22 protein-coding genes and 1 riboswitch are annotated in these 18,583 nt (G+C 38.8%); of the genes, 19 read left to right on the top strand and 3 right to left on the bottom strand.

Annotated elements, in window-relative coordinates; genetic code table 11:
* The first annotated feature begins 24 nt into the window (after nucleotides 1–24).
* From gcvH to sufB, 15 genes are all read left to right on the top strand, one after another.
* Nucleotides 25–408, top strand: coding sequence for a glycine cleavage system protein GcvH (gene gcvH, locus NST15_RS15280; RefSeq protein WP_008347039.1), 384 nt, complete (start codon nucleotides 25–27; stop codon nucleotides 406–408).
* Nucleotides 409–452: 44 nt separating this feature from the next.
* On the top strand, nucleotides 453–689 hold the full coding sequence (locus NST15_RS15275) for a YusG family protein (RefSeq protein ID WP_008347037.1): 237 nt from the start codon (nucleotides 453–455) through the stop codon (nucleotides 687–689).
* Between the two features lie 127 nt (nucleotides 690–816).
* On the top strand, nucleotides 817–1,161 hold the full coding sequence (locus NST15_RS15270) for a toprim domain-containing protein (RefSeq protein ID WP_008347035.1): 345 nt from the start codon (nucleotides 817–819) through the stop codon (nucleotides 1,159–1,161).
* A gap of 11 nt (nucleotides 1,162–1,172) precedes the next feature.
* A complete protein-coding gene (locus tag NST15_RS15265) occupies nucleotides 1,173–1,475 on the top strand; it encodes a thioredoxin family protein (protein ID WP_007500346.1) in 303 nt (100 codons plus the stop codon).
* A gap of 120 nt (nucleotides 1,476–1,595) precedes the next feature.
* Nucleotides 1,596–1,937, top strand: a complete 342-nt coding sequence (locus NST15_RS15260) for an SCP2 sterol-binding domain-containing protein (protein WP_008347033.1) — start codon at nucleotides 1,596–1,598, stop codon at nucleotides 1,935–1,937.
* A 102-nt stretch (nucleotides 1,938–2,039) separates the two neighbouring features.
* Nucleotides 2,040–2,148: riboswitch (SAM riboswitch) on the top strand.
* A gap of 155 nt (nucleotides 2,149–2,303) precedes the next feature.
* Nucleotides 2,304–3,329, top strand: coding sequence for a methionine ABC transporter ATP-binding protein (locus NST15_RS15255; RefSeq protein ID WP_008347032.1), 1,026 nt, complete (start codon nucleotides 2,304–2,306; stop codon nucleotides 3,327–3,329).
* The gene (locus tag NST15_RS15250; protein WP_268448441.1) at nucleotides 3,322–3,990 is read left to right on the top strand and encodes a methionine ABC transporter permease; all 669 of its coding nucleotides are present in this window, start codon (nucleotides 3,322–3,324) and stop codon (nucleotides 3,988–3,990) included. The genes NST15_RS15255 and NST15_RS15250 overlap by 8 nt, the downstream gene beginning before the upstream one ends.
* Nucleotides 3,991–4,004: 14 nt before the next feature.
* On the top strand, nucleotides 4,005–4,826 hold the full coding sequence (gene metQ / locus NST15_RS15245; protein ID WP_007500351.1) for a methionine ABC transporter substrate-binding lipoprotein MetQ: 822 nt from the start codon (nucleotides 4,005–4,007) through the stop codon (nucleotides 4,824–4,826).
* A gap of 103 nt (nucleotides 4,827–4,929) precedes the next feature.
* Nucleotides 4,930–5,298, top strand: coding sequence for a carboxymuconolactone decarboxylase family protein (locus NST15_RS15240; protein WP_003212803.1), 369 nt, complete (start codon nucleotides 4,930–4,932; stop codon nucleotides 5,296–5,298).
* 215 nt (nucleotides 5,299–5,513) lie between these two features.
* Nucleotides 5,514–5,651, top strand: coding sequence for a hypothetical protein (locus NST15_RS15235; protein ID WP_008356693.1), 138 nt, complete (start codon nucleotides 5,514–5,516; stop codon nucleotides 5,649–5,651).
* A 210-nt stretch (nucleotides 5,652–5,861) separates the two neighbouring features.
* The gene (gene sufC, locus NST15_RS15230) at nucleotides 5,862–6,647 is read left to right on the top strand and encodes a Fe-S cluster assembly ATPase SufC (RefSeq protein WP_007500355.1); all 786 of its coding nucleotides are present in this window, start codon (nucleotides 5,862–5,864) and stop codon (nucleotides 6,645–6,647) included.
* Between the two features lie 18 nt (nucleotides 6,648–6,665).
* Nucleotides 6,666–7,979 carry a Fe-S cluster assembly protein SufD gene (gene sufD, locus NST15_RS15225; RefSeq protein ID WP_008347022.1) on the top strand — a complete coding sequence of 438 codons (1,314 nt, stop codon included), beginning with the start codon at nucleotides 6,666–6,668 and terminating at the stop codon, nucleotides 7,977–7,979.
* Nucleotides 7,979–9,199: a cysteine desulfurase gene (locus NST15_RS15220; protein WP_007500359.1), complete on the top strand. Its 1,221-nt coding sequence runs from the start codon at nucleotides 7,979–7,981 to the stop codon at nucleotides 9,197–9,199. The genes sufD and NST15_RS15220 overlap by 1 nt, the downstream gene beginning before the upstream one ends.
* A complete protein-coding gene (gene sufU / locus NST15_RS15215; protein ID WP_008347017.1) occupies nucleotides 9,189–9,635 on the top strand; it encodes a Fe-S cluster assembly sulfur transfer protein SufU in 447 nt (148 codons plus the stop codon). Before NST15_RS15220 ends, sufU begins: the two co-directional genes overlap by 11 nt.
* Nucleotides 9,636–9,652: 17 nt before the next feature.
* Complete coding sequence (sufB, locus tag NST15_RS15210) at nucleotides 9,653–11,050, top strand: Fe-S cluster assembly protein SufB (protein WP_017368012.1); 1,398 nt, start codon at nucleotides 9,653–9,655, stop codon at nucleotides 11,048–11,050.
* An 86-nt stretch (nucleotides 11,051–11,136) separates the two neighbouring features.
* Here the strand turns inward: sufB and NST15_RS15205 are convergent, their stop codons facing one another.
* The gene (locus NST15_RS15205; protein ID WP_342499063.1) at nucleotides 11,137–11,370 is read right to left on the bottom strand and encodes a tyrosine-type recombinase/integrase; all 234 of its coding nucleotides are present in this window, start codon (nucleotides 11,368–11,370) and stop codon (nucleotides 11,137–11,139) included.
* A 207-nt stretch (nucleotides 11,371–11,577) separates the two neighbouring features.
* Between NST15_RS15205 and NST15_RS15200 the strand changes: the two genes are divergently transcribed.
* Nucleotides 11,578–11,766 carry a YolD-like family protein gene (locus NST15_RS15200; RefSeq protein WP_342499062.1) on the top strand — a complete coding sequence of 63 codons (189 nt, stop codon included), beginning with the start codon at nucleotides 11,578–11,580 and terminating at the stop codon, nucleotides 11,764–11,766.
* Nucleotides 11,767–12,013: 247 nt separating this feature from the next.
* Here the strand turns inward: NST15_RS15200 and NST15_RS15195 are convergent, their stop codons facing one another.
* Together NST15_RS15195 and spoIIID are read right to left on the bottom strand one after the other, a co-directional pair.
* The gene (locus NST15_RS15195; RefSeq protein ID WP_342498629.1) at nucleotides 12,014–12,223 is read right to left on the bottom strand and encodes a hypothetical protein; all 210 of its coding nucleotides are present in this window, start codon (nucleotides 12,221–12,223) and stop codon (nucleotides 12,014–12,016) included.
* 329 nt (nucleotides 12,224–12,552) lie between these two features.
* Nucleotides 12,553–12,843, bottom strand: a complete 291-nt coding sequence (gene spoIIID, locus NST15_RS15190; protein WP_342498628.1) for a sporulation transcriptional regulator SpoIIID — start codon at nucleotides 12,841–12,843, stop codon at nucleotides 12,553–12,555.
* A gap of 246 nt (nucleotides 12,844–13,089) precedes the next feature.
* Here spoIIID and NST15_RS15185 point away from each other — a divergent pair, with 246 nt between their 5' ends.
* Genes NST15_RS15185 through NST15_RS15175 form a run of 3 tightly spaced genes read left to right on the top strand, consistent with a single transcriptional unit; the run spans nucleotide 13,090 to nucleotide 18,555 of the window.
* Nucleotides 13,090–14,727 carry an N-6 DNA methylase gene (locus tag NST15_RS15185; protein WP_342498627.1) on the top strand — a complete coding sequence of 546 codons (1,638 nt, stop codon included), beginning with the start codon at nucleotides 13,090–13,092 and terminating at the stop codon, nucleotides 14,725–14,727.
* 4 nt (nucleotides 14,728–14,731) lie between these two features.
* Complete coding sequence (locus NST15_RS15180) at nucleotides 14,732–15,826, top strand: DNA cytosine methyltransferase (protein WP_342498626.1); 1,095 nt, start codon at nucleotides 14,732–14,734, stop codon at nucleotides 15,824–15,826.
* Nucleotides 15,823–18,555 carry a BpuSI family type II restriction endonuclease gene (locus NST15_RS15175; RefSeq protein WP_342498625.1) on the top strand — a complete coding sequence of 911 codons (2,733 nt, stop codon included), beginning with the start codon at nucleotides 15,823–15,825 and terminating at the stop codon, nucleotides 18,553–18,555. Before NST15_RS15180 ends, NST15_RS15175 begins: the two co-directional genes overlap by 4 nt.
* The last annotated feature ends 28 nt before the right edge of the window (nucleotides 18,556–18,583 follow it).

Raw genomic sequence — 18,583 nt, 5'->3', positions numbered from 1 at the left:
AAGAAAAGACTGGAGGGGTATGAAATGAGCACACCAAAAGATTTACGTTATTCAGAAGAACACGAATGGGTCAAAGTAGAAGGAGATAAGGTGCGTATCGGTATTACGCATTTTGCTCAATCTGAGCTAGGCGATATCGTGTTCGTTGAGCTTCCTGAAGTAGGAGACAAAATTACAGCGGACGAGCCTTTCGGAAGTGTAGAATCAGTCAAAACAGTTTCTGAACTATACGCACCGATTAACGGCACAATCGTTGAAGTAAACGATGAGCTTGATGACAGCCCAGAGTTCGTCAACGACTCTCCATACGAAAAAGCTTGGATGATCGTAGTAGAGCCAGCGGATGCGTCTGAAATCGAGAACTTAATGACAGCTGAGCAATATGAAGAAATGACAAAAGAAGACTAATTCATGTGAAATTGGACACTCTACCTATATGGGGGGTGTCCAATTTGTCTTTTCAAAAAGAACAGGTGGATATAACAGAGCATGTCACTGGACGATTCAAAGAGAGCGGCATGGTGCTTTACCATCAAAACGAAGAGATTGGCACGATGATTAGTGAAAATCAATATGAATTAAAATCAGGTTATTCCTATGATCAAAACCGTTTTTATCGTCTGTCAGATACGTTGACCCATGGGACTGAAAAATATGTAGACTGTGACGATGAAAATGGCTGGTGCTGATCACAGATAAGGCTGCAGTGATTGCTGCAGTCTTTTTGTTGATCAATTGCCCAATCTTTACAACCTGAATGAAAGATTGTAATCTAAGGAAGAAGTGAATCAACGTCAAAAGGGCCGGGTGATCGTGATGAATGTCGAGATAGAAAAGGTCATCATTGTAGAAGGTAAATCAGATAAACAGAAGCTAAAAGAAGTCATAAGTGAACCTGTTACCATCATTTGCACCAATGGCACGATCAGTACTTCGAAGCTGGATCAGCTTGTGGACGATTTATTCGGGAAAGACGTTTACATATTAGCAGACAGTGACGATGCTGGCGACAAACTGCGGAAGCAATTTCGAAAAGAATTCCCTGAAGCACTGCATCTTTTTGTCGACAGAACGTACCGCGAAGTGGCCGCTTCACCGTCAGCCCATATTGCATCTATTCTATTAGCTGCAAACATTGATGTTCATTCGAAATATTTATAAGGGTGACGTATATGAAAGAGATTGAAGAGCATGAATTCAAGGAGATAGAGGACGATTTATTTCTTTTGTACTTATATACACCATTTTGCGGAACATGCCAGCTGGCAAAGAAGATGCTGGCAGTGGTTGATGCCATGCAGCCGGAAGTTCCTTTTTATGAAAATAACTTAAATTACTCGCCAAGTTTTGCAAAAGCATTTGAGATCGAAAGTGTCCCTTGCTTTCTCCTGTTTAAAAAGGGTGAAATCGTGCAAAAAGGCTATGCCTTTCACTCCGTTCCATATCTTCACGAAATGATTGAAACCGCTAAATAAAGCGGTTTTTTGTCATATTTCAAGCAATTCATTTGAAAATTTGTCGAGCTATTTATAAAGGACAAGCCGATGTTTGTAGAGAAATGTTATGTATAACCAAATGACAGGGAGGTTATACATGTGGAAAATGTGAAAGCCCATGGAAGTGCAGGGCAGCGATTATTGTTAAAGCCGTTGCTCTCATCATCATCCTTGAAGATTACATTTGAGGCGGAAACGGACTCTTGTACATTGATTGTGGATGAACGTGGTGAAGTGAAGAAACTACCTGCAATTGAGTTATCGGATCTCATCTTTTATGGTGAGCGAAAAGAGATTTTGCAATTATTAGATGGAGACATGTCCTTACAGCAGCTGATCAGCAGAGGACAAGTGAAAGTGAAAGGCTCATTTCGAGCACTTCTTAGACTAGAAGCGGTACTTTGGCTGACGAACGGTTTTTTTCGAAAAATGATAACGTAGTCGTTTACTTGGAAATTAGCGATTTACAGCGTTGACATATCTCAGATAGCATGATATTCTACGTTAGTAAAAACATGAACATCACATAAAACAACATATTTTCTCTTATTAAGAGAGGTGGAGGGACGTGCCCTATGAAACCCGGCAACCGTCAGCATAGCTGAAATTGGTGCCAATTCACTCAAAGCCGCAACGCTTTGAAAGATGAGAGAAAGGCGTATTTGATATAAAAGGCCTTTCTGCTTGCGTTGCAGTTAGGTCTTTTTTACTGACCTTGCGTCAGGCTAGAGTCATAACAGTCGGAAGAATAAATGAACGTATGTGATGGCAACCTATAGATTCAGCAAGAAAGCAGGTGAACAGACTGTGATCCATTTACAGAATGTATCAAAAACGTATCATTCAAAAAGCGGAAATGTTGATGCCGTGAAAGACGTCAACTTGGATATCGATAAAGGTGAAATATTCGGAATTATCGGGTATAGCGGCGCTGGGAAAAGCTCCCTGATTCGCCTATTAAACGGTCTGGAGTTGCCAACAGAAGGAATCGTTGAAGTGGCAGGCAACCGGATCAATGAAGTATCGAATGCGAAACTTCGGAAAGCAAGACAAGAAATCAGCATGATTTTCCAGCACTTTAACTTGCTCTGGTCAAGAACAGTGAGACAAAATATTATGTTCCCGCTCGAGATCGCAGGTGTACCAACGTCAAAACGGAGAGCTCGTGCAAACGAACTGATTAAATTGGTCGGTTTAGAAGGAAAAGAAAATGCATATCCTTCTCAGCTCAGCGGCGGGCAAAAGCAGCGTGTAGGGATTGCGAGAGCATTAGCGAATGACCCAAAAGTTCTGCTATGTGACGAAGCCACTTCTGCGCTTGATCCACAAACAACGGATTCCATCCTTGAGCTTTTAGCCGATATTAATAAACGACTAGGACTCACCATTGTATTGATCACACACGAAATGCACGTCATTCGCAAAATTTGTCACCGTGTGGCAGTGATGGAGAATGGCCGTATTGTCGAAGAAGGCGAAGTATTACGTGTCTTCAGACAGCCGAAAGAAGAAATGACGAAGCGATTCGTGAAACAGCTTGCTGAACCAGAAGAAGCAAAAGAAACGATCGAGCACGTCCTAGAGAGAGTAAAAGAAGGTCAGGTCGTCAGGTTGTCCTTTATTGGAGATTCTGCCGAACAGCCGCTGATCACGGAAATTATTCGATCCTTCAAGGTCGATGTGAACATCCTGCAAGGAAAGATTTCTCAAACGCAGGAAGGCGCGTTTGGAACACTCTTTATCCATATTAATGGAGACGAGAACGAAGTTAAAAAAGCCATCGCCTATATCCAAAGCAAACAGGTTGAAATCGAGGTGATGACACATGTTTGAGAAATGGTTTCCGAACGTTGATCTAGAGGTTATTTGGAACGCGACGGGTGAAACGGTGTATATGACACTCATTTCATTGGCATTTGCCTTTGTGATCGGCATTATTCTTGGCCTGCTGCTCTTCCTTACAGGAAAAGGCGGTCTTTGGGAAAATAAACCGATCAATGCTGTCATCGGCGGAGTCGTCAACATTTTCAGATCGATTCCTTTTATCATTTTAATTATTCTTTTACTAGGGTTTACGAAATTTTTAATGCATACAATTTTAGGTCCAAATGCAGCATTACCAGCCCTTGTCATTGGCTCAGCCCCTTTCTACGCACGTCTTGTTGAAATTGCACTGCGTGAAGTAGACAAAGGAGTCATTGAAGCAGCACGATCTATGGGAGCAAAAACGTCGACCATTATTTTCAAAGTATTGCTTCCAGAATCACTGCCAGCCCTTATTTCAGGAATTACTGTAACAGCGATTGCTCTGATTGGCTCTACTGCGATTGCAGGAGCAATTGGAGCAGGCGGACTGGGTGACCTTGCTTATGTAGAAGGATACCAATCTGGTAATACAGATGTCACACTTGTAGCCACTGTGTTTATTCTGATCATCGTCTTTATCATTCAAATAATCGGTGATTTGATTACAAATAAAATTGATAAACGTTAAGGGAGGAATTATTCATGAAGAAATTGATTTTAAGTGCACTATTTCTAGCATTTGCAGGCATTTTAGCTGCTTGCGGTTCATCAAATAACGCAAGCGATAACAAAACCATCACGGTTGCAGCTTCAAAAACACCACATGCCGAGATTCTTGAAGAAGCAAAACCACTTCTAAAAGAAAAAGGGTACGATCTAAAAGTGAAAGTACTGAGCGATTATAAAATGTACAACAAAGCATTAGCTGAAAAAGAAGTGGATGCGAACTTTTTCCAACATATCCCTTACTTAAACGAAGAAAATAAATCAAACAAAGATTACAACCTAGTAAGTGCTGGTGCCGTTCACCTTGAGCCTTTCGGTATCTACTCTAAGAAATACAAATCAGTAAAAGATATTCCAAACGGCGGCACGATCATCATGACAAACAACGTAGCTGAGCAAGGACGTATGCTTGCTCTATTACAAAATGCTGGTGTGATCAAGCTTGATCCAAAAGTAGATACAATCAACGCAACAGTCAAAAACATCAAAGAAAACCCGAAGAACCTAAAATTCAAAAAAATCGCTCCTGAACTAACAGCGAAAGCTTATGAAAATAGTGAAGGCGATGCAGTATTTATTAACGTTAACTATGCCATCCAAAATAAATTGAATCCGAAAAAAGATTCAATTGAACTTGAGCAAACGAAAAACAACCCGTATGCAAACATCGTCGCTGTTCGCAAAGGTGACGAAAAATCAGAGAAGATCAAGGTATTAATGGAAGTTCTTCACTCTGATAAAATCAAAGAATTCATCGACAAAAAGTATGATGGTGCAGTGTTGCCTGTATCTGAATAACAACTTGTAAACCTCGCTTTCATGAAAGCGAGGTTTTTTGTGTATTTTTTCAAATCTCGCTCATAATAAAAACGAACAAATGACCTGAAGGGATGGAATGAAGATGAATGAACAACATATGAGCGGATCGATGCAGCAATCATTGACGGATTATAAAACGGCAATGGGTGAATTCCAGAAGAAAATGCCGGTGTTTGGCAAGAAATTTAATGAATTTACGGAGCAGTGCTTCCAGAGCGATTCATTAACGCAAAAAGAAAAACAAATGATTGCCCTTGGCATCAGCATTCATGCACAGGATGAATATTGCATGATTTATCATACAAAGGGAGCGCTCGACCAAGGCGCAACAGAAGAGAATTTGCTGGAGGTCGTCAGTGTGGCTGCAGCGTTTGGCGGCGGTGCTGCGCTAAGTCAAGGCATCACAGTTGTTCAGCAATGTATTGATGAATTTGGAGGACAGACGCATTAAGGGAAGGATAAGGTGGTATTTTTCCATATCAGGGAGTTGAGTTCTTCTCAGCCAAGTGTGTGAGAAAATATGCCAGTATACCGCGTCATATCCTTTTTGAGTGAAGCAGCATGCCTTTGATACAATAAAGCTACACTCAGAGAAGGGAATGGTTTATTATTTGTTCGGACCAGAGTACACTGGGATTGGATTATACCGCCGAGATGGAAAAGGCCATGCATCAATCTCATGGCATGAGTTATGCAGAGTACGAAAGAGACCATGACTTACGAATGAAAGTAGAACTTAAACGAGAGCAGTCCTATCGAGATGAGAAAAGACAGCTCGCAAAAATGAATATACGAGGCTATTGATAGCTAAGGGGCGGGGAGAACAGTTTCCCGCCCTTTCTTTATGAAAACAGTCTTTTCGACATAAATCCTTTTATCTACCTGTATTTTTTGTTAGAATTTTGAGAGCATCCTCTCACGCTTGTCGTGAATGTGTTGTATTCACTTTTAATTTGTTATAAAATTAGAATGAGAATAAATTGAGAATAATGATTATTTTGGAGGTATCGATATATGACTGCTTCGACATTAACAATTAAGGACTTGCACGTTGAGATTGAAGGGAAAGAAATCTTAAAAGGTGTAAACCTAGAAATAAAAGGTGGAGAATTCCACGCAGTAATGGGACCAAACGGTACAGGTAAATCTACTTTATCTGCTGCAATCATGGGCCATCCTAAGTATGAAGTGACAAAAGGCAGCATTTTGCTTGATGGCGAAGATGTTCTTGAAATGGAAGTAGATGAGCGCGCTCAAGCGGGTCTTTTCCTTGCAATGCAATATCCATCTGAAATTAGTGGTGTAACAAATGCAGACTTCCTTCGTTCGGCTATTAACGCACGCAGAGAAGAAGGCGATGAAATCTCTCTCATGAAATTCATCCGCAAAATGGACGAAAACATGGAATTCCTTGAAATGGACCCAGATATGGCACAGCGCTACCTAAACGAAGGTTTCTCAGGTGGGGAGAAAAAACGTAACGAAATTCTTCAATTAATGATGATTGAACCAAAAATCGCCATCCTTGACGAAATCGACTCTGGTCTTGATATCGATGCACTGAAAGTTGTTTCTAAAGGGATTAATAAAATGCGCGGCGAAAGCTTCGGCTGCTTAATGATCACTCACTATCAGCGCCTATTGAACTACATCACACCAGATCACGTTCATGTTATGATGCAAGGACGTATTGTGAAATCTGGCGGACCAGAACTCGCGCAGCGTCTAGAAGCAGAAGGTTATGACTGGATTAAAAAAGAGTTAGGAATTGAAGACGAAACTGTTGGTCAAGAAGCGTAAGCGTTAGGAGGATTATTGATGACATTAGAAACGAAATTATCAGTAGATCAAGATTATGTCAAAAGCTTCTCCGAGAAGCATCAGGAACCGGCATGGATGAGTTCCCTTCGCTTACAGGCTCTTGAAAAAGCAGAAGACCTTCCAATGCCAAAGCCTGACAAAACGAATATTTCAAAATGGAATTTAACCAATTTCAAACAGCATACAGTCGAAAGTGCGCCATTTGGATCTTTAGAAGAGCTTCCTGAAGAAGTGAAGTCTCTTATTGATTTAGAGGACACAGATAAGACAGTCTATATACAGCGTGATCAAACGCCAGCATACTTGTCTCTTTCTACGGAAGCAAAAGACAAAGGCGTGATCTTCACTGATATCCATACAGCGATTCGCGAACATGGAGACTTAGTAAAGAAATATTTCATGACAGATGCAGTGAAAGTGGATGAGCACAAACTAACAGCTCTACATGCTGCTTTAGTGAATGGCGGAGCTTTCCTCTATGTACCGAAAAACGTAGAGCTTGAAGCACCAATTCAAGCCGTTTATCTTCATGAAAATGACGAAACAACGTTGTTCAACCATGTCATCGTTGTAGCAGACGATCATAGTGCTGTGACATATGTCGAAAACTACATCAGTACGGCAACACCAGAAGAAGCGATCTTCAATATCGTGTCTGAAGTCTTCACAGGTGCAAATGCCCGCGTCACTTACGGTGCAGTGGATAACCTTGCAGAAGGTGTGACAGTCTATGTGAATAGACGTGGTATGGCAAATGGTCGTGACAGTAAAATCGAATGGGCGCTTGGTCTGATGAATGATGGAGACGTTGTGTCTGAAAACATCACAAAGCTTATGGGCGACGGTACATTCGGAGATACGAAATCAGTTGTTGTTGGCCGCGGGAATCAAACGGAAAACTTCACAACAAGCATCATCCACTTCGGTAAAAACTCTGAAGGGTATATCTTGAAGCATGGTGTCATGAAGGATCAAGCATCCTCTATCTTTAACGGAATTGGTAAAATCGAGCATGGCGCAACGAAGTCAAATGCAGAGCAAGAATCTCGTGTTCTCATGCTGAGTGAGAAAGCACGCGGTGACGCTAACCCAATTCTTTTAATCGATGAAGATGATGTAACAGCAGGACACGCTGCGTCTGTTGGGCGTGTTGATCCAATTCAACTCTATTACCTCATGAGCCGTGGGATTTCCAAAGAAGATGCAGAAAGACTTGTCATTTATGGCTTCTTAAATCCAGTCGTCAAAGAACTGCCGATTGAAGGAGTTAAAAAGCAGCTCGTTTCTGTGATTGAAAGGAAAGTAAAATAATGAATATCAAAGACGTTCGTGAGCAGTTTCCAATCCTTCATCAGCAAGTGAACGGACATGATTTGGTGTATTTGGACAGTGCAGCGACATCTCAAAAACCACGAGTTGTCATTGATGCAATGAATGAGTATTACCGGTCTTACAACTCGAACGTCCACCGGGGTGTTCATACCCTTGGCACAAAAGCAACGGACGCATACGAGGGTGCAAGAGAAAAAGTTCGAGCATTCATTGGCGCTTCTTCTGTCCAGGAGATTATTTTTACTAGAGGTACAACAACAGCACTGAACACAGTGGCAATCAGCTATGCTAGAGCAAACCTTAAAGAAGGCGATGAGATCGTCATTACGCATATGGAACATCATGCGAATATCATCCCTTGGCAGCAGGCAGCAAAAGCAACTGGCGCCACATTGAAATATATTCCGTTACAGGAAGACGGCACGCTGTCGCTTGAAGATGTGAAGCAAACCATCACACATCAAACGAAAATCGTTGCTGTCACACATGTCTCAAACGTATTAGGAACCATCAACCCAATTAAAGACATCGCAAAGATTGCTCACGATCATGGTGCAATTATCGTCGTCGATGGTGCCCAGAGCACCCCGCACATGCAAATTGATGTTCAGGACTTGGATTGCGACTTTTTCGCCTTCTCTGGGCATAAAATGTGTGGACCGACTGGCATTGGTGTTCTTTACGGGAAGAAGGACCTTTTGAATAATATGGAGCCTGCTGAGTTTGGCGGTGAAATGATCGACTTTGTGGATCTATATGATTCTACATGGAAAGAGCTGCCGTGGAAATTTGAAGCGGGAACACCGATTATTGCAGGAGCAGTTGGACTCGGAAAAGCGATTGATTTCTTAAATGACATCGGAATGGAGGAAGTCAGCCGTTACGAGCATCAGCTTGCGACTTACGCACTTGAGCGCTTTAAAGAGCTTGAAGGTGCCACGGTTTACGGACCGCAGCACCGAGCTGGACTTGTGACGTTTAACTTAGACGACGTCCATCCTCATGATGCCTCAACTGTTCTAGATACGGAAGGTGTCGCCATTCGTGCTGGACATCACTGTGCACAGCCGCTCATGAAATGGCTTGGTGTATCAGCGACTGCAAGAGCAAGCTTCTATCTGTACAATACAGAAGAGGAGATTGACGAGCTCATGGCAGCGCTCCGTAAGACAAAGGAGTATTTTACGAATGTCTTTTAATGTAAACTTAGACACACTGTACAGACAAGTGATTATGGATCATTATAAAAATCCGAGAAACAAAGGTGTGCTAAACGACAGTATTGTCGTCGATATGAACAACCCAACGTGTGGTGACCGCATTCGTCTCACGATGAAAATCGAAGACGAAAAAGTCATCGATGCGAAGTTTGAAGGAGAAGGATGCTCGATTTCGATGGCATCTGCCTCTATGATGACGCAGGCGATTAAAGGGAAAGATATTGAAACAGCTTTGAAAATGTCTCAGATTTTCTCCGATATGATGCTAGGAAAAGAATACGACGATTCCATTGATCTTGGTGACATTGAGGCGCTGCAGGGAGTCGCAAAATTCCCAGCGCGCATCAAATGTGCAACATTATCCTGGAAGGCGCTTGAAAAAGGCGCATCTGCCGAAGATAACGGCAAATCATAAGATTGGAGTGAAAATGGATGGCTAAAAAAATGCCAGATGTTGGTGAATATAAATACGGCTTTTCTGATAAAGACGTTTCCATTTTCCGTTCAGAGCGCGGACTGACAAAAGAGATCGTTGAAGAAATTTCTCGTATGAAAGAAGAGCCTCAGTGGATGCTCGACTTCCGTTTGAAATCTCTTGAGCACTTTTACAACATGCCGATGCCACAATGGGGCGGAGATTTAAATGCATTAAACTTTGATGAAATTACGTACTACGTAAAACCATCAGAACGCTCTGAGCGTTCTTGGGATGAAGTACCAGAAGAAATCAAACAAACCTTTGATAAGCTTGGAATCCCTGAAGCAGAGCAAAAGTACTTAGCAGGTGTATCTGCTCAGTACGAATCTGAAGTTGTGTATCACAACATGAAGCAAGATCTTGAAGATTTAGGCATTGTGTTTAAAGATACAGACAGTGCATTAAAAGAGAACGAAGACATCTTCCGTGAGCACTGGGCAAAAGTCATTCCTCCGACTGACAACAAATTTGCTGCGCTTAACTCGGCTGTATGGTCTGGTGGTTCATTCATCTACGTACCCAAAGGCGTAAAAGTAGATACACCACTTCAAGCATACTTCCGAATCAACTCTGAGAACATGGGTCAGTTCGAACGTACACTGATCATCGTTGATGAAGGCGCACACGTGCATTACGTAGAAGGCTGTACAGCTCCAGTTTACACAACAAACTCACTTCACAGTGCGGTTGTTGAAATCATCGTGAAAAAAGGCGGCTACTGCCGTTATACAACGATTCAAAACTGGGCAAACAACGTCTTCAACCTTGTGACAAAACGTACGATTTGTGAAGAGAATGCAACAATGGAATGGATTGATGGAAACATCGGTTCTAAGCTGACAATGAAATACCCAGCGGTTATCCTAAAAGGTGAAGGCGCTCGTGGTATGACATTAAGTATTGCCCTAGCAGGTAAAGGTCAGCACCAAGATGCAGGTGCAAAAATGATTCACCTTGCACCAAACACATCTTCAACGATCGTATCGAAATCGATTTCCAAACAAGGCGGTAAAGTCACATACCGCGGAATCGTTCACTTCGGACGCAAAGCAGAGGGTGCACGCTCAAACATCGAGTGTGACACACTCATCATGGATAACAAATCAACATCTGATACGATTCCTTACAATGAAATCTTAAACGACAACATTTCATTAGAGCACGAAGCGAAGGTATCGAAAGTATCAGAAGAGCAGCTATTCTACTTGATGAGCCGCGGAATTTCTGAAGAAGAAGCAACAGAAATGATCGTCATGGGCTTCATCGAGCCATTCACAAAAGAACTACCAATGGAATACGCCGTTGAAATGAACCGTTTGATTAAGTTTGAAATGGAAGGTTCTATTGGTTAATGTCCAAAAAACCTATATATTGCGGGTTTGCGGGGATTTTATATCGTGCCAACTTGGTGGCGTACCAAATTCGTGCCAAGTTGAACTCATCTTTTAGTATAGGAGGCGAACTTTTGAAGTTCGTCTTCTTCTATTTTCTTGTTAATATCAAGATAAGTATCTGCTGTTGTTTTGATGGTTTTATGTAACGAGCGATTTGATACATATTTAAGGCTTGCCCCTGATTCAAGCAGCAGCACCGCATGCGTGTGCCTAAAGCCGTGGGTGCCTTTATAATCAACACCAGATTTTTTACAGTAATCTTGCATGGTTTCAAAAATAGTAGAAGGTGTTAATTAATACCTATTATAATTTTGGAGGATAATCCCATCTTCATTTTTGCGAAATCTTGGATTTCTTAAAATCAATTCATTTTGCTTCATCTTAAATTTCTTCCTTTTGAAATGACTAGTGAAATGTTCAAGAATCAGTCTCGGACTGCAAAGCCAATATTAGACGAAAATTAGAAGGAAGAGTTTGACCTTCGTATTGAATACGCAACAGAATACAATTATCCGGTTAAACTAACCATTTGGGATATGGGATTTACTCACGACATTACTGGGTATGTTCATTACGTGGATTCAATTACGCATGAGGTGCGGATTGAGGTGAACCCTGGGGAATTTGAGCGGGTGGCATTCGAAAGTGTTGTCGGAGTCAAGGTTTTATGTTAGTTGGACATCATATATTGGGTCAACCTTGTGGCGCTGGCATTTTTCAATTATCTCAAGACTGCTATTTAATAGGACATGTAATAAAATTCAGACCATGAGAAAATGGACTTTTATAGGCGTGAAAAATCAAAGAGCAGCCTCCTTGCCTAGAATGGATTAAGTCAGTAAAGCCTCTCTTTGTTTGGTTTTAATCGTGCAAAATAACCAGACCTCAACATTCGATGAAGCTCATCACTTGCTTTTCCTTTTAAAACTGACTTGCATAGGATTGGTTAAGGGTTATTTCTTTAGCATTAGTTCTTTTAACAACTTCTGTAATGCTGTTCGTGTAAGCATACTCTTTGATAATCCATTTTTCCAAGGTATCCGTTTGATATTTTTCTACCAAGGTTATGTACTGTTGCAACCTTTTTATCTCAGCTTGTGCCCTTGAAACAGTTATTAGTTTTGTTGCCATGAATCTCACCTCCCTATTAGTGAATTTTCTACAGGTTTCTATTTATTCCTTTCGATTATGAACGATAGGTGCTTTTTTTGAAACTTGTTTCAAGAGGAAAATGCGAACGGTTCCCCAAAGATGTAAAGAATACAATCCCCGGATTACACCAACTAATCGTAAAGAGACTGAATTGTTAATAGGAGGATTAAAAAATAAAGAACCAGTACAATGAATTATTCGTGCTACAATGTATATAAAAAGACCCTAACTTTTTGTTGGGGTCTTATGAAAAAGATATTTTGTTTGATGGATGTTCCAAGTGAAAACCCTTAGTAATCAGATGTCCATTAATTTTGATGAGCATTTTTCTCTTCTTCCAGTCTTTTTTGGTATTTATTTTTGGTTGCTTCACCGCCTCTTATGTGTCTAACTTCTTTATGGTGGTTTAAAACTTTTAAAACCTCTTGGTATAAATCCTTATCAATTTCAGGTAATCTTTCGGTTATGTCATGATAAACTGTCATTCTTGCTACACCGAATACCTTTCCTGTTTGGCGTATGGTGGTTTTATGTTCAACCATGTATTTACCAATTTCAATTGCCCTTTTTTTTATATAATCCTTAAAGTTGTTTGCCACAAAATTCCCTCCTGTATTAGCCGAAAGAAAACAAATTCTTTAATAGGGATTGGGCTTTTTAATAGGACAGGTTTTGGAAAGGTGAAAATGTCTGTATGTTCTCTCGGTGTCTTATTACAATCAATAATATTATGAAGATTTAATAATATTCCGGCTATTTACAGATGTTTATTTATGCTTTACTACTAAAAGAAATATTAAATTAATGTATAATGAACAGAGATTATTTTTATAGGAGTAAAAGAAATGTCGAAACAAATTGATGTAAGTCCATGGTTCGAGGCAAATAAAGAACAAAAACAGCAACTATTAGGACAAGTTTACACACCAATCAATATAGCAGATGTTATGACGGAAATAGCCATGTCTTTAAAGCCAAACAAAATTCTTGACCCCTGTTTCGGTAAAGGAATATTTATTGATTCCTTACTAAAAAAAGGTTATCCAAAAGAAAATATTATTGGTGTTGAAATAGACCCTTTTTGTTATAATGATTATAAGGAATCGAACGTTAGTTTGGATTTAGAGAACATAAATTTTTTTAATTTTAATAAACAGGTGGATTGCGTTATTATGAACCCGCCATATGTAAGACAAGAAAACTTAACGACGGATATGCCTGACTTTTTAAATAAAAACTATCTTAATGAAAAACTAAAAAGTCTAAGGGTAGAATTATCCGCAAGGAGTAATTTATATCTTTATTTTTTTGTAAAGGCATGGTCTATACTTAAAGATAATGGTAGCATTATCGCAATAGTTCCTAATACATGGGCAATTGCGGATTATGGTACAAAGTTTAAAGAGTTCCTTTTAGATAATTTTTTAATCGAAAAATTTATTTCTTTTGATAAGGATGTTTTTCCAGACGCAGATGTTGAGAGCTGTATCCTTCAATTAACCAAAAAAGGTAGAGAAGAAAAATATCCAAACCATAAAATGGAATTTGTTGATATTTCTAATAAAATAAATGGCTCATTTAAAAATATTTTTATGGAAAATAAGGAATCCAATTTTAATCAGTATTATCAGAAAGATTTAAAAGTAAAATCCAATTGGATAACTATTTTTAAGAATGAAAATGAATGGGATGAAAGTAGCTTAGTTAGTTTAGATTCCTTAACTGTTATAAACAGGGGCATTGGCACTAATGGAAATTCCATTTTTATTGATGAGGCTTCAAAATTTAAGGATATGTTTAATCAATTTTTCCAACCAATTGTTTGCAGCCCTAAAGATGTTACTGGATACACTACTGGTTCTCGTATTAAGGAAGATTTTATATTAATGACTGATGCAAATAAAGAGGAATTACCGAAAGAGCTATTAGATTTTCTTGAGGAACAAGAAATAAAATTAGCAAATAATAAGAAGCCCAAAACTTTGTATGAAAAGTTCAAGAAAAACCCGGATTCTTGGTATCAAATAAAAAGAACACAGCCTTCAACAATAATTTTCAGCTATATCATAAGAGAAAATAAGAAGTTTATTTTTAATGAAAGCAGATTAATTGCGAGGGATAATTTTTACGAAATTAATGTTAAGGAAGGAGTTGATCCTTTCTTATTGTTTTCAATTCTTAATAGCAACATTACTTCTTACTATTTGGAGGGAATAGGAAGAACCCATGGAAAGGGGTTGCTAAAGGTTCAAAAATATGAGTTAGACCAATTAAAAGTAATAAATCCAGCAACCATATCAAGTGAAGATAAAAAAACACTAATTGCTTTGGCAAAGCGGTTAATAGCGGAGAATGATAACAGTTTAATCGGTACTATAGATACGATTCTCTTGCCTTATTTATCGGAAGGATTGAAAATAGAACAATTACTACATTTGCTGAAACAAAAAGAACAAGAAAGGTCAGCTAAGAAAAAGGTGTAAAAAGATGGGGATAAAGACAATAAGTTTATTTTCAGGCGGTGGAGGCTTAGACTTAGGTTTTAAACAGGCTGGGTTTGACATCGTATGGGCTAATGATATTGAAAAAGATGCAGTACTTAGTTATGAAGCAAATATAGGAAAACACATTATTCTAGAAGATATAACCAAAATTGATAAAGCTATTATTCCAAAGGCGGATTTATTGATAGGTGGTCCGCCATGTCAGTCATTTTCGTTGGTTGGGAAAAGACATGTAGAAGACGATAGAGGGCAACTTGTATGGAGTTATATGGATGTAATTTCTGAAGTTCAGCCTAAATGTTTTGTATTTGAAAATGTTACTGGGCTAAAATCAGCCAAAACAAAAGAAGGGAATCTTGTAATCGAGGACTTAATAAAGGCTTTTAAAGAAAAAGGTTATACCGTTAGTTGGCAAATAATAAATGCTGCTGATTATGGGGTTCCACAGCGTCGTAAAAGGGTGATTTTAGTTGGTGCAAAAGGAGAAAGGAAATTTCAATTTCCTGAACCTACTCATGATGAGAAGGAGAGCCTTTTAAAAAAGAGGTGGGTATCTGTTCACGATGCATTATCAGACCTTCCAAGTCCGAACGAGAGTGAAACAAATGAGTACACTACTCCACCATTAAACGAATTTCAAATTAAAATGAGGGAAGGTAGCAGGCTAATAACAGAGCATGCATTACCAAAATTAAGCGAATTAGATAAAATAATAATTGATCACGTTCCTGTTGGCGGTAATTACATGGATGTACCAGATTGGGTACCTTCAAAGCGTATCAAAACATTTAAACAGACTGGTGGGCGTACAACATGCTACGGTAGGCTAATACCAGAAAAACCTTCATATACAATTAACACACACTTTAATAGACCGAATGTAGGTTGTAATATCCACTACGGTGAAAAAAGATTAATTACTGTTAGAGAAGCAATGAGGCTACAAAGTTTTCCTGATAGCTATAAATTAGTATCTACAACTAAACGAGGTAAACATACTATCGTAGGAAATGCAGTTCCTCCAATATTAGCAAGGGTGCTTGCTGAAAAAATAAAAGAGTTTATGTCTAAAATTTGAATGTAAAAGCTGCTTTTTTGAAAGCAGTTTTTTTCTTTCTTATATTAATTAATGAAATATATGGTAATATTGATATAGGAGTAATAAATTTTTTGGGGGGAAAAGGCTTGAATAACTGTGTATTTTCGTATTTGCCAAGTTATGGTGACGATGAGGTAAGTGTGTATCACCCAATTTGTGAGGCGGCGTTGAATCAGGCTCTAGTGAACACCGGTCTCGATAGTACATATGAAGTAGTTCACCATGAATTAGTAGGAAGTATAGAAGCTGATTTTGTGATTAAGAACAAACAAACAAAAAAGTATTTACTGATCGTTGAGGTAAAAAGAACAAAATCACAGGTTAGTAGTACGAGGTATCGACTTCAAGCTCAATCCTATGTTAGAGAAGCAAATATAAAGGTTGAACAACATTACTATTGCTTAACTAATTTGGAGATTATTGACTTTTTTAAGCACGACCCGAATAAACCTGTCGTATCCCAACAAATTATTGAGCCAAGTCCAATTGTTGTAGGAAACTTTTCTGACACTGTTTCAGAGTTTTATAATCGATTAGTCGAAGCATTTCAAAATATCATTGATATTTCTGTAAATGATGCAGGAACATATAAAAGCTCAACAGCGAATCTCGTTGATATATTAGAGAACAGAAAAGATAATTCTACTAGTTGGCATCAAGCACTAGTTGTTGCGGGCTATGAGTACATAAGAGGGGTTTTAAGAGGACAAAACGTAGAAGTACCTACAAGAGATGCTATTTACTTTAAATCTAGACCAGGAAGGCTATTGGAGGAAGGTCGGAAAATTGACTTTAATGTTTTATTTTCAGAACCGGAACCAAATACAAATGATAATGATATTTGGAATGTTAATCTTCTTAGTTCCTTAAATGATTTAGGACGCAGAATCTTAACAGGAGATGAACTTGCCGAATTAATTCACGATATAGCTACAAGAGGAAGAGGACATGAGGGTGTAGTACCTACCGATATTGAATTGGGAAAGGTACTATCAATAATTTCACAACATATTTTAGGCAGACCATTAACCGAAGATGAGGTAATTAGTGACCCTGCAGCTGGAAGTGGAAACTTATTAGCAACGGTCAGCGCAGGTTTTAATAACGTTATGCCTCGGCAAATTTGGGCAAACGATATAGAAACTCTTTTTTTGGAGCTTTTGTCAATTAGATTAGGATTATTATTTCCACAATTAGTAAGTTCGAATAATGCTCCAACTATAACCGGTGAAGATGTTTGCAGTTTAAACCCAGAGGATTTTGCAAACGTAAGTGTAGTCGTTATGAATCCACCTTATGTGTCAGGGGTAACTGATCCTGCCATTAAACGAAAATTTGCACATAAAATAATACAACTAACTGGAAATAGACCGCAGACACTTTTTGGACAGATTGGTGTGGAAGCACTGTTTTTAGAATTGGTAACTGAATTAGTGCAGGATGGCACTGTAATTTCAGCTATAATGCCTAAACAATATCTAACTGCTCAAGGAAATGAATCAAAAGCTTTTAGAGAATTTTTAGTTGGTAACTTTGGACTTGAACACATTTTTCTGTACCCTAGAGAAGGTTTGTTTGAAGAGGTTATAAAAGATACAGTTGTCTTTGTTGGTAGAAAGGGTTCGAGTGTGGAAGAGATTGAGGTATTAGATTCCTTTACCCCATTAGAACAGGTGGATTTACACAATCTTAAAAGGGCATTGAGTAATTCTTCTAACGAGCAAATTATCCAACCAATGGGCATGGAGTTAAGAAAAGAGAAACGAGAAGAACTTGAAAATAGAGTCACAGTTGGATGGAGGCATATTACCAGTAATGGAAGAGTTGCGGAAGAATGGATTACTAACAACCTAGAAAGCCATTGTATAAGACTTGTCGCTTCAGATTATGACCTTAGAAGAGGAAGAGTGGGAAATAAAGGGGCTTCTGATTTGTTATTTATTAATTCCAAGAAAAAGTTATGGGATTTGTTAGATGAGAGTGTTCCTAGGGATTGGCTATATCCCGCACTAAGAAAAGTAAATGAAATCAATACTCCAATTTTTAATGAGGATGCTACTCCTGTAAGGTTTTTATGCCCTCCTAATAGCGCATATCAGGATGGTACGGGTGAATCAATTATCTTAGATAAAATCTTGGATGTTTATGTAGATTTTCAAGTTTATAAATCTAAACAAAAGAAGTTTGAAAAATCAAAGGAAGAATTAAAAGAGATTCTATACAAAGAGTCAGATTTTTATTCAAGTGAGCATACGGTTTTTATCCCAAGAGCTTTACGAAGAAGTGCAAGAGCCTTTATTAACGAGCAAAAGGTATTTTGTTCAACCAATGCTTTAGAAGTATTTGGTGGAAATAGCGAAGAAATGTGGTTGTTACTTTCATGGTTATCGAGTGTTTTTGCACAATTACAATTTGAAGCAATGGCAAAGGACCAAGAAGGGGAACGTAAGCTAGAGAAAAAAAGTATTCAAAACCTTTATATTCCAAATTTAGGAGATATAGATGATGTGCTCAAACAAGACCTTATTGAAGAGGTAAGGGAAATTCATTTCTTTGACTTATGCCGACCAAGAGTTAGAAAATTAGATTTATTATGGGCTAAAGTATTTTGGTCAGGAAATGAAATGTCAAAAACTAAAGAGGCAGCGGAACTCCTAGAGGATTTAGTTTTTGAAAGATACCCGGAAGGTAGCCAAATTGGAGAATAAAAATAAAAAGCAATTCATTTTGGAAGAT

Origin of the sequence: Bacillus sp. FSL R5-0820 (assembly GCF_038593385.1) — a bacterium.
GTDB lineage: Bacteria > Bacillota > Bacilli > Bacillales > Bacillaceae > Bacillus > Bacillus altitudinis.
This window is presented reverse-complemented; position numbering and strand designations above follow the sequence as displayed.

Bases quoted from the DNA above. Each gene is read 5' to 3' on its own strand.
- gcvH (WP_008347039.1), top strand. From the start codon at position 25: ATGAGCACACCAAAAGATTTACGTTATTCAGAAGAACACGAATGGGTC.
- NST15_RS15270 (WP_008347035.1), top strand. From the start codon at position 817: ATGAATGTCGAGATAGAAAAGGTCATCATTGTAGAAGGTAAATCAGAT.
- NST15_RS15265 (WP_007500346.1), top strand. From the start codon at position 1,173: ATGAAAGAGATTGAAGAGCATGAATTCAAGGAGATAGAGGACGATTTA.
- NST15_RS15250 (WP_268448441.1), top strand. From the start codon at position 3,322: ATGTTTGAGAAATGGTTTCCGAACGTTGATCTAGAGGTTATTTGGAAC.
- metQ (WP_007500351.1), top strand. From the start codon at position 4,005: ATGAAGAAATTGATTTTAAGTGCACTATTTCTAGCATTTGCAGGCATT.
- NST15_RS15240 (WP_003212803.1), top strand. From the start codon at position 4,930: ATGAATGAACAACATATGAGCGGATCGATGCAGCAATCATTGACGGAT.
- NST15_RS15235 (WP_008356693.1), top strand. From the start codon at position 5,514: ATGCATCAATCTCATGGCATGAGTTATGCAGAGTACGAAAGAGACCAT.
- sufC (WP_007500355.1), top strand. From the start codon at position 5,862: ATGACTGCTTCGACATTAACAATTAAGGACTTGCACGTTGAGATTGAA.
- sufD (WP_008347022.1), top strand. From the start codon at position 6,666: ATGACATTAGAAACGAAATTATCAGTAGATCAAGATTATGTCAAAAGC.
- NST15_RS15220 (WP_007500359.1), top strand. From the start codon at position 7,979: ATGAATATCAAAGACGTTCGTGAGCAGTTTCCAATCCTTCATCAGCAA.
- sufU (WP_008347017.1), top strand. From the start codon at position 9,189: ATGTCTTTTAATGTAAACTTAGACACACTGTACAGACAAGTGATTATG.
- sufB (WP_017368012.1), top strand. From the start codon at position 9,653: ATGGCTAAAAAAATGCCAGATGTTGGTGAATATAAATACGGCTTTTCT.
- NST15_RS15195 (WP_342498629.1), bottom strand. From the start codon at position 12,223: ATGGCAACAAAACTAATAACTGTTTCAAGGGCACAAGCTGAGATAAAA.
- NST15_RS15185 (WP_342498627.1), top strand. From the start codon at position 13,090: ATGTCGAAACAAATTGATGTAAGTCCATGGTTCGAGGCAAATAAAGAA.
- NST15_RS15180 (WP_342498626.1), top strand. From the start codon at position 14,732: ATGGGGATAAAGACAATAAGTTTATTTTCAGGCGGTGGAGGCTTAGAC.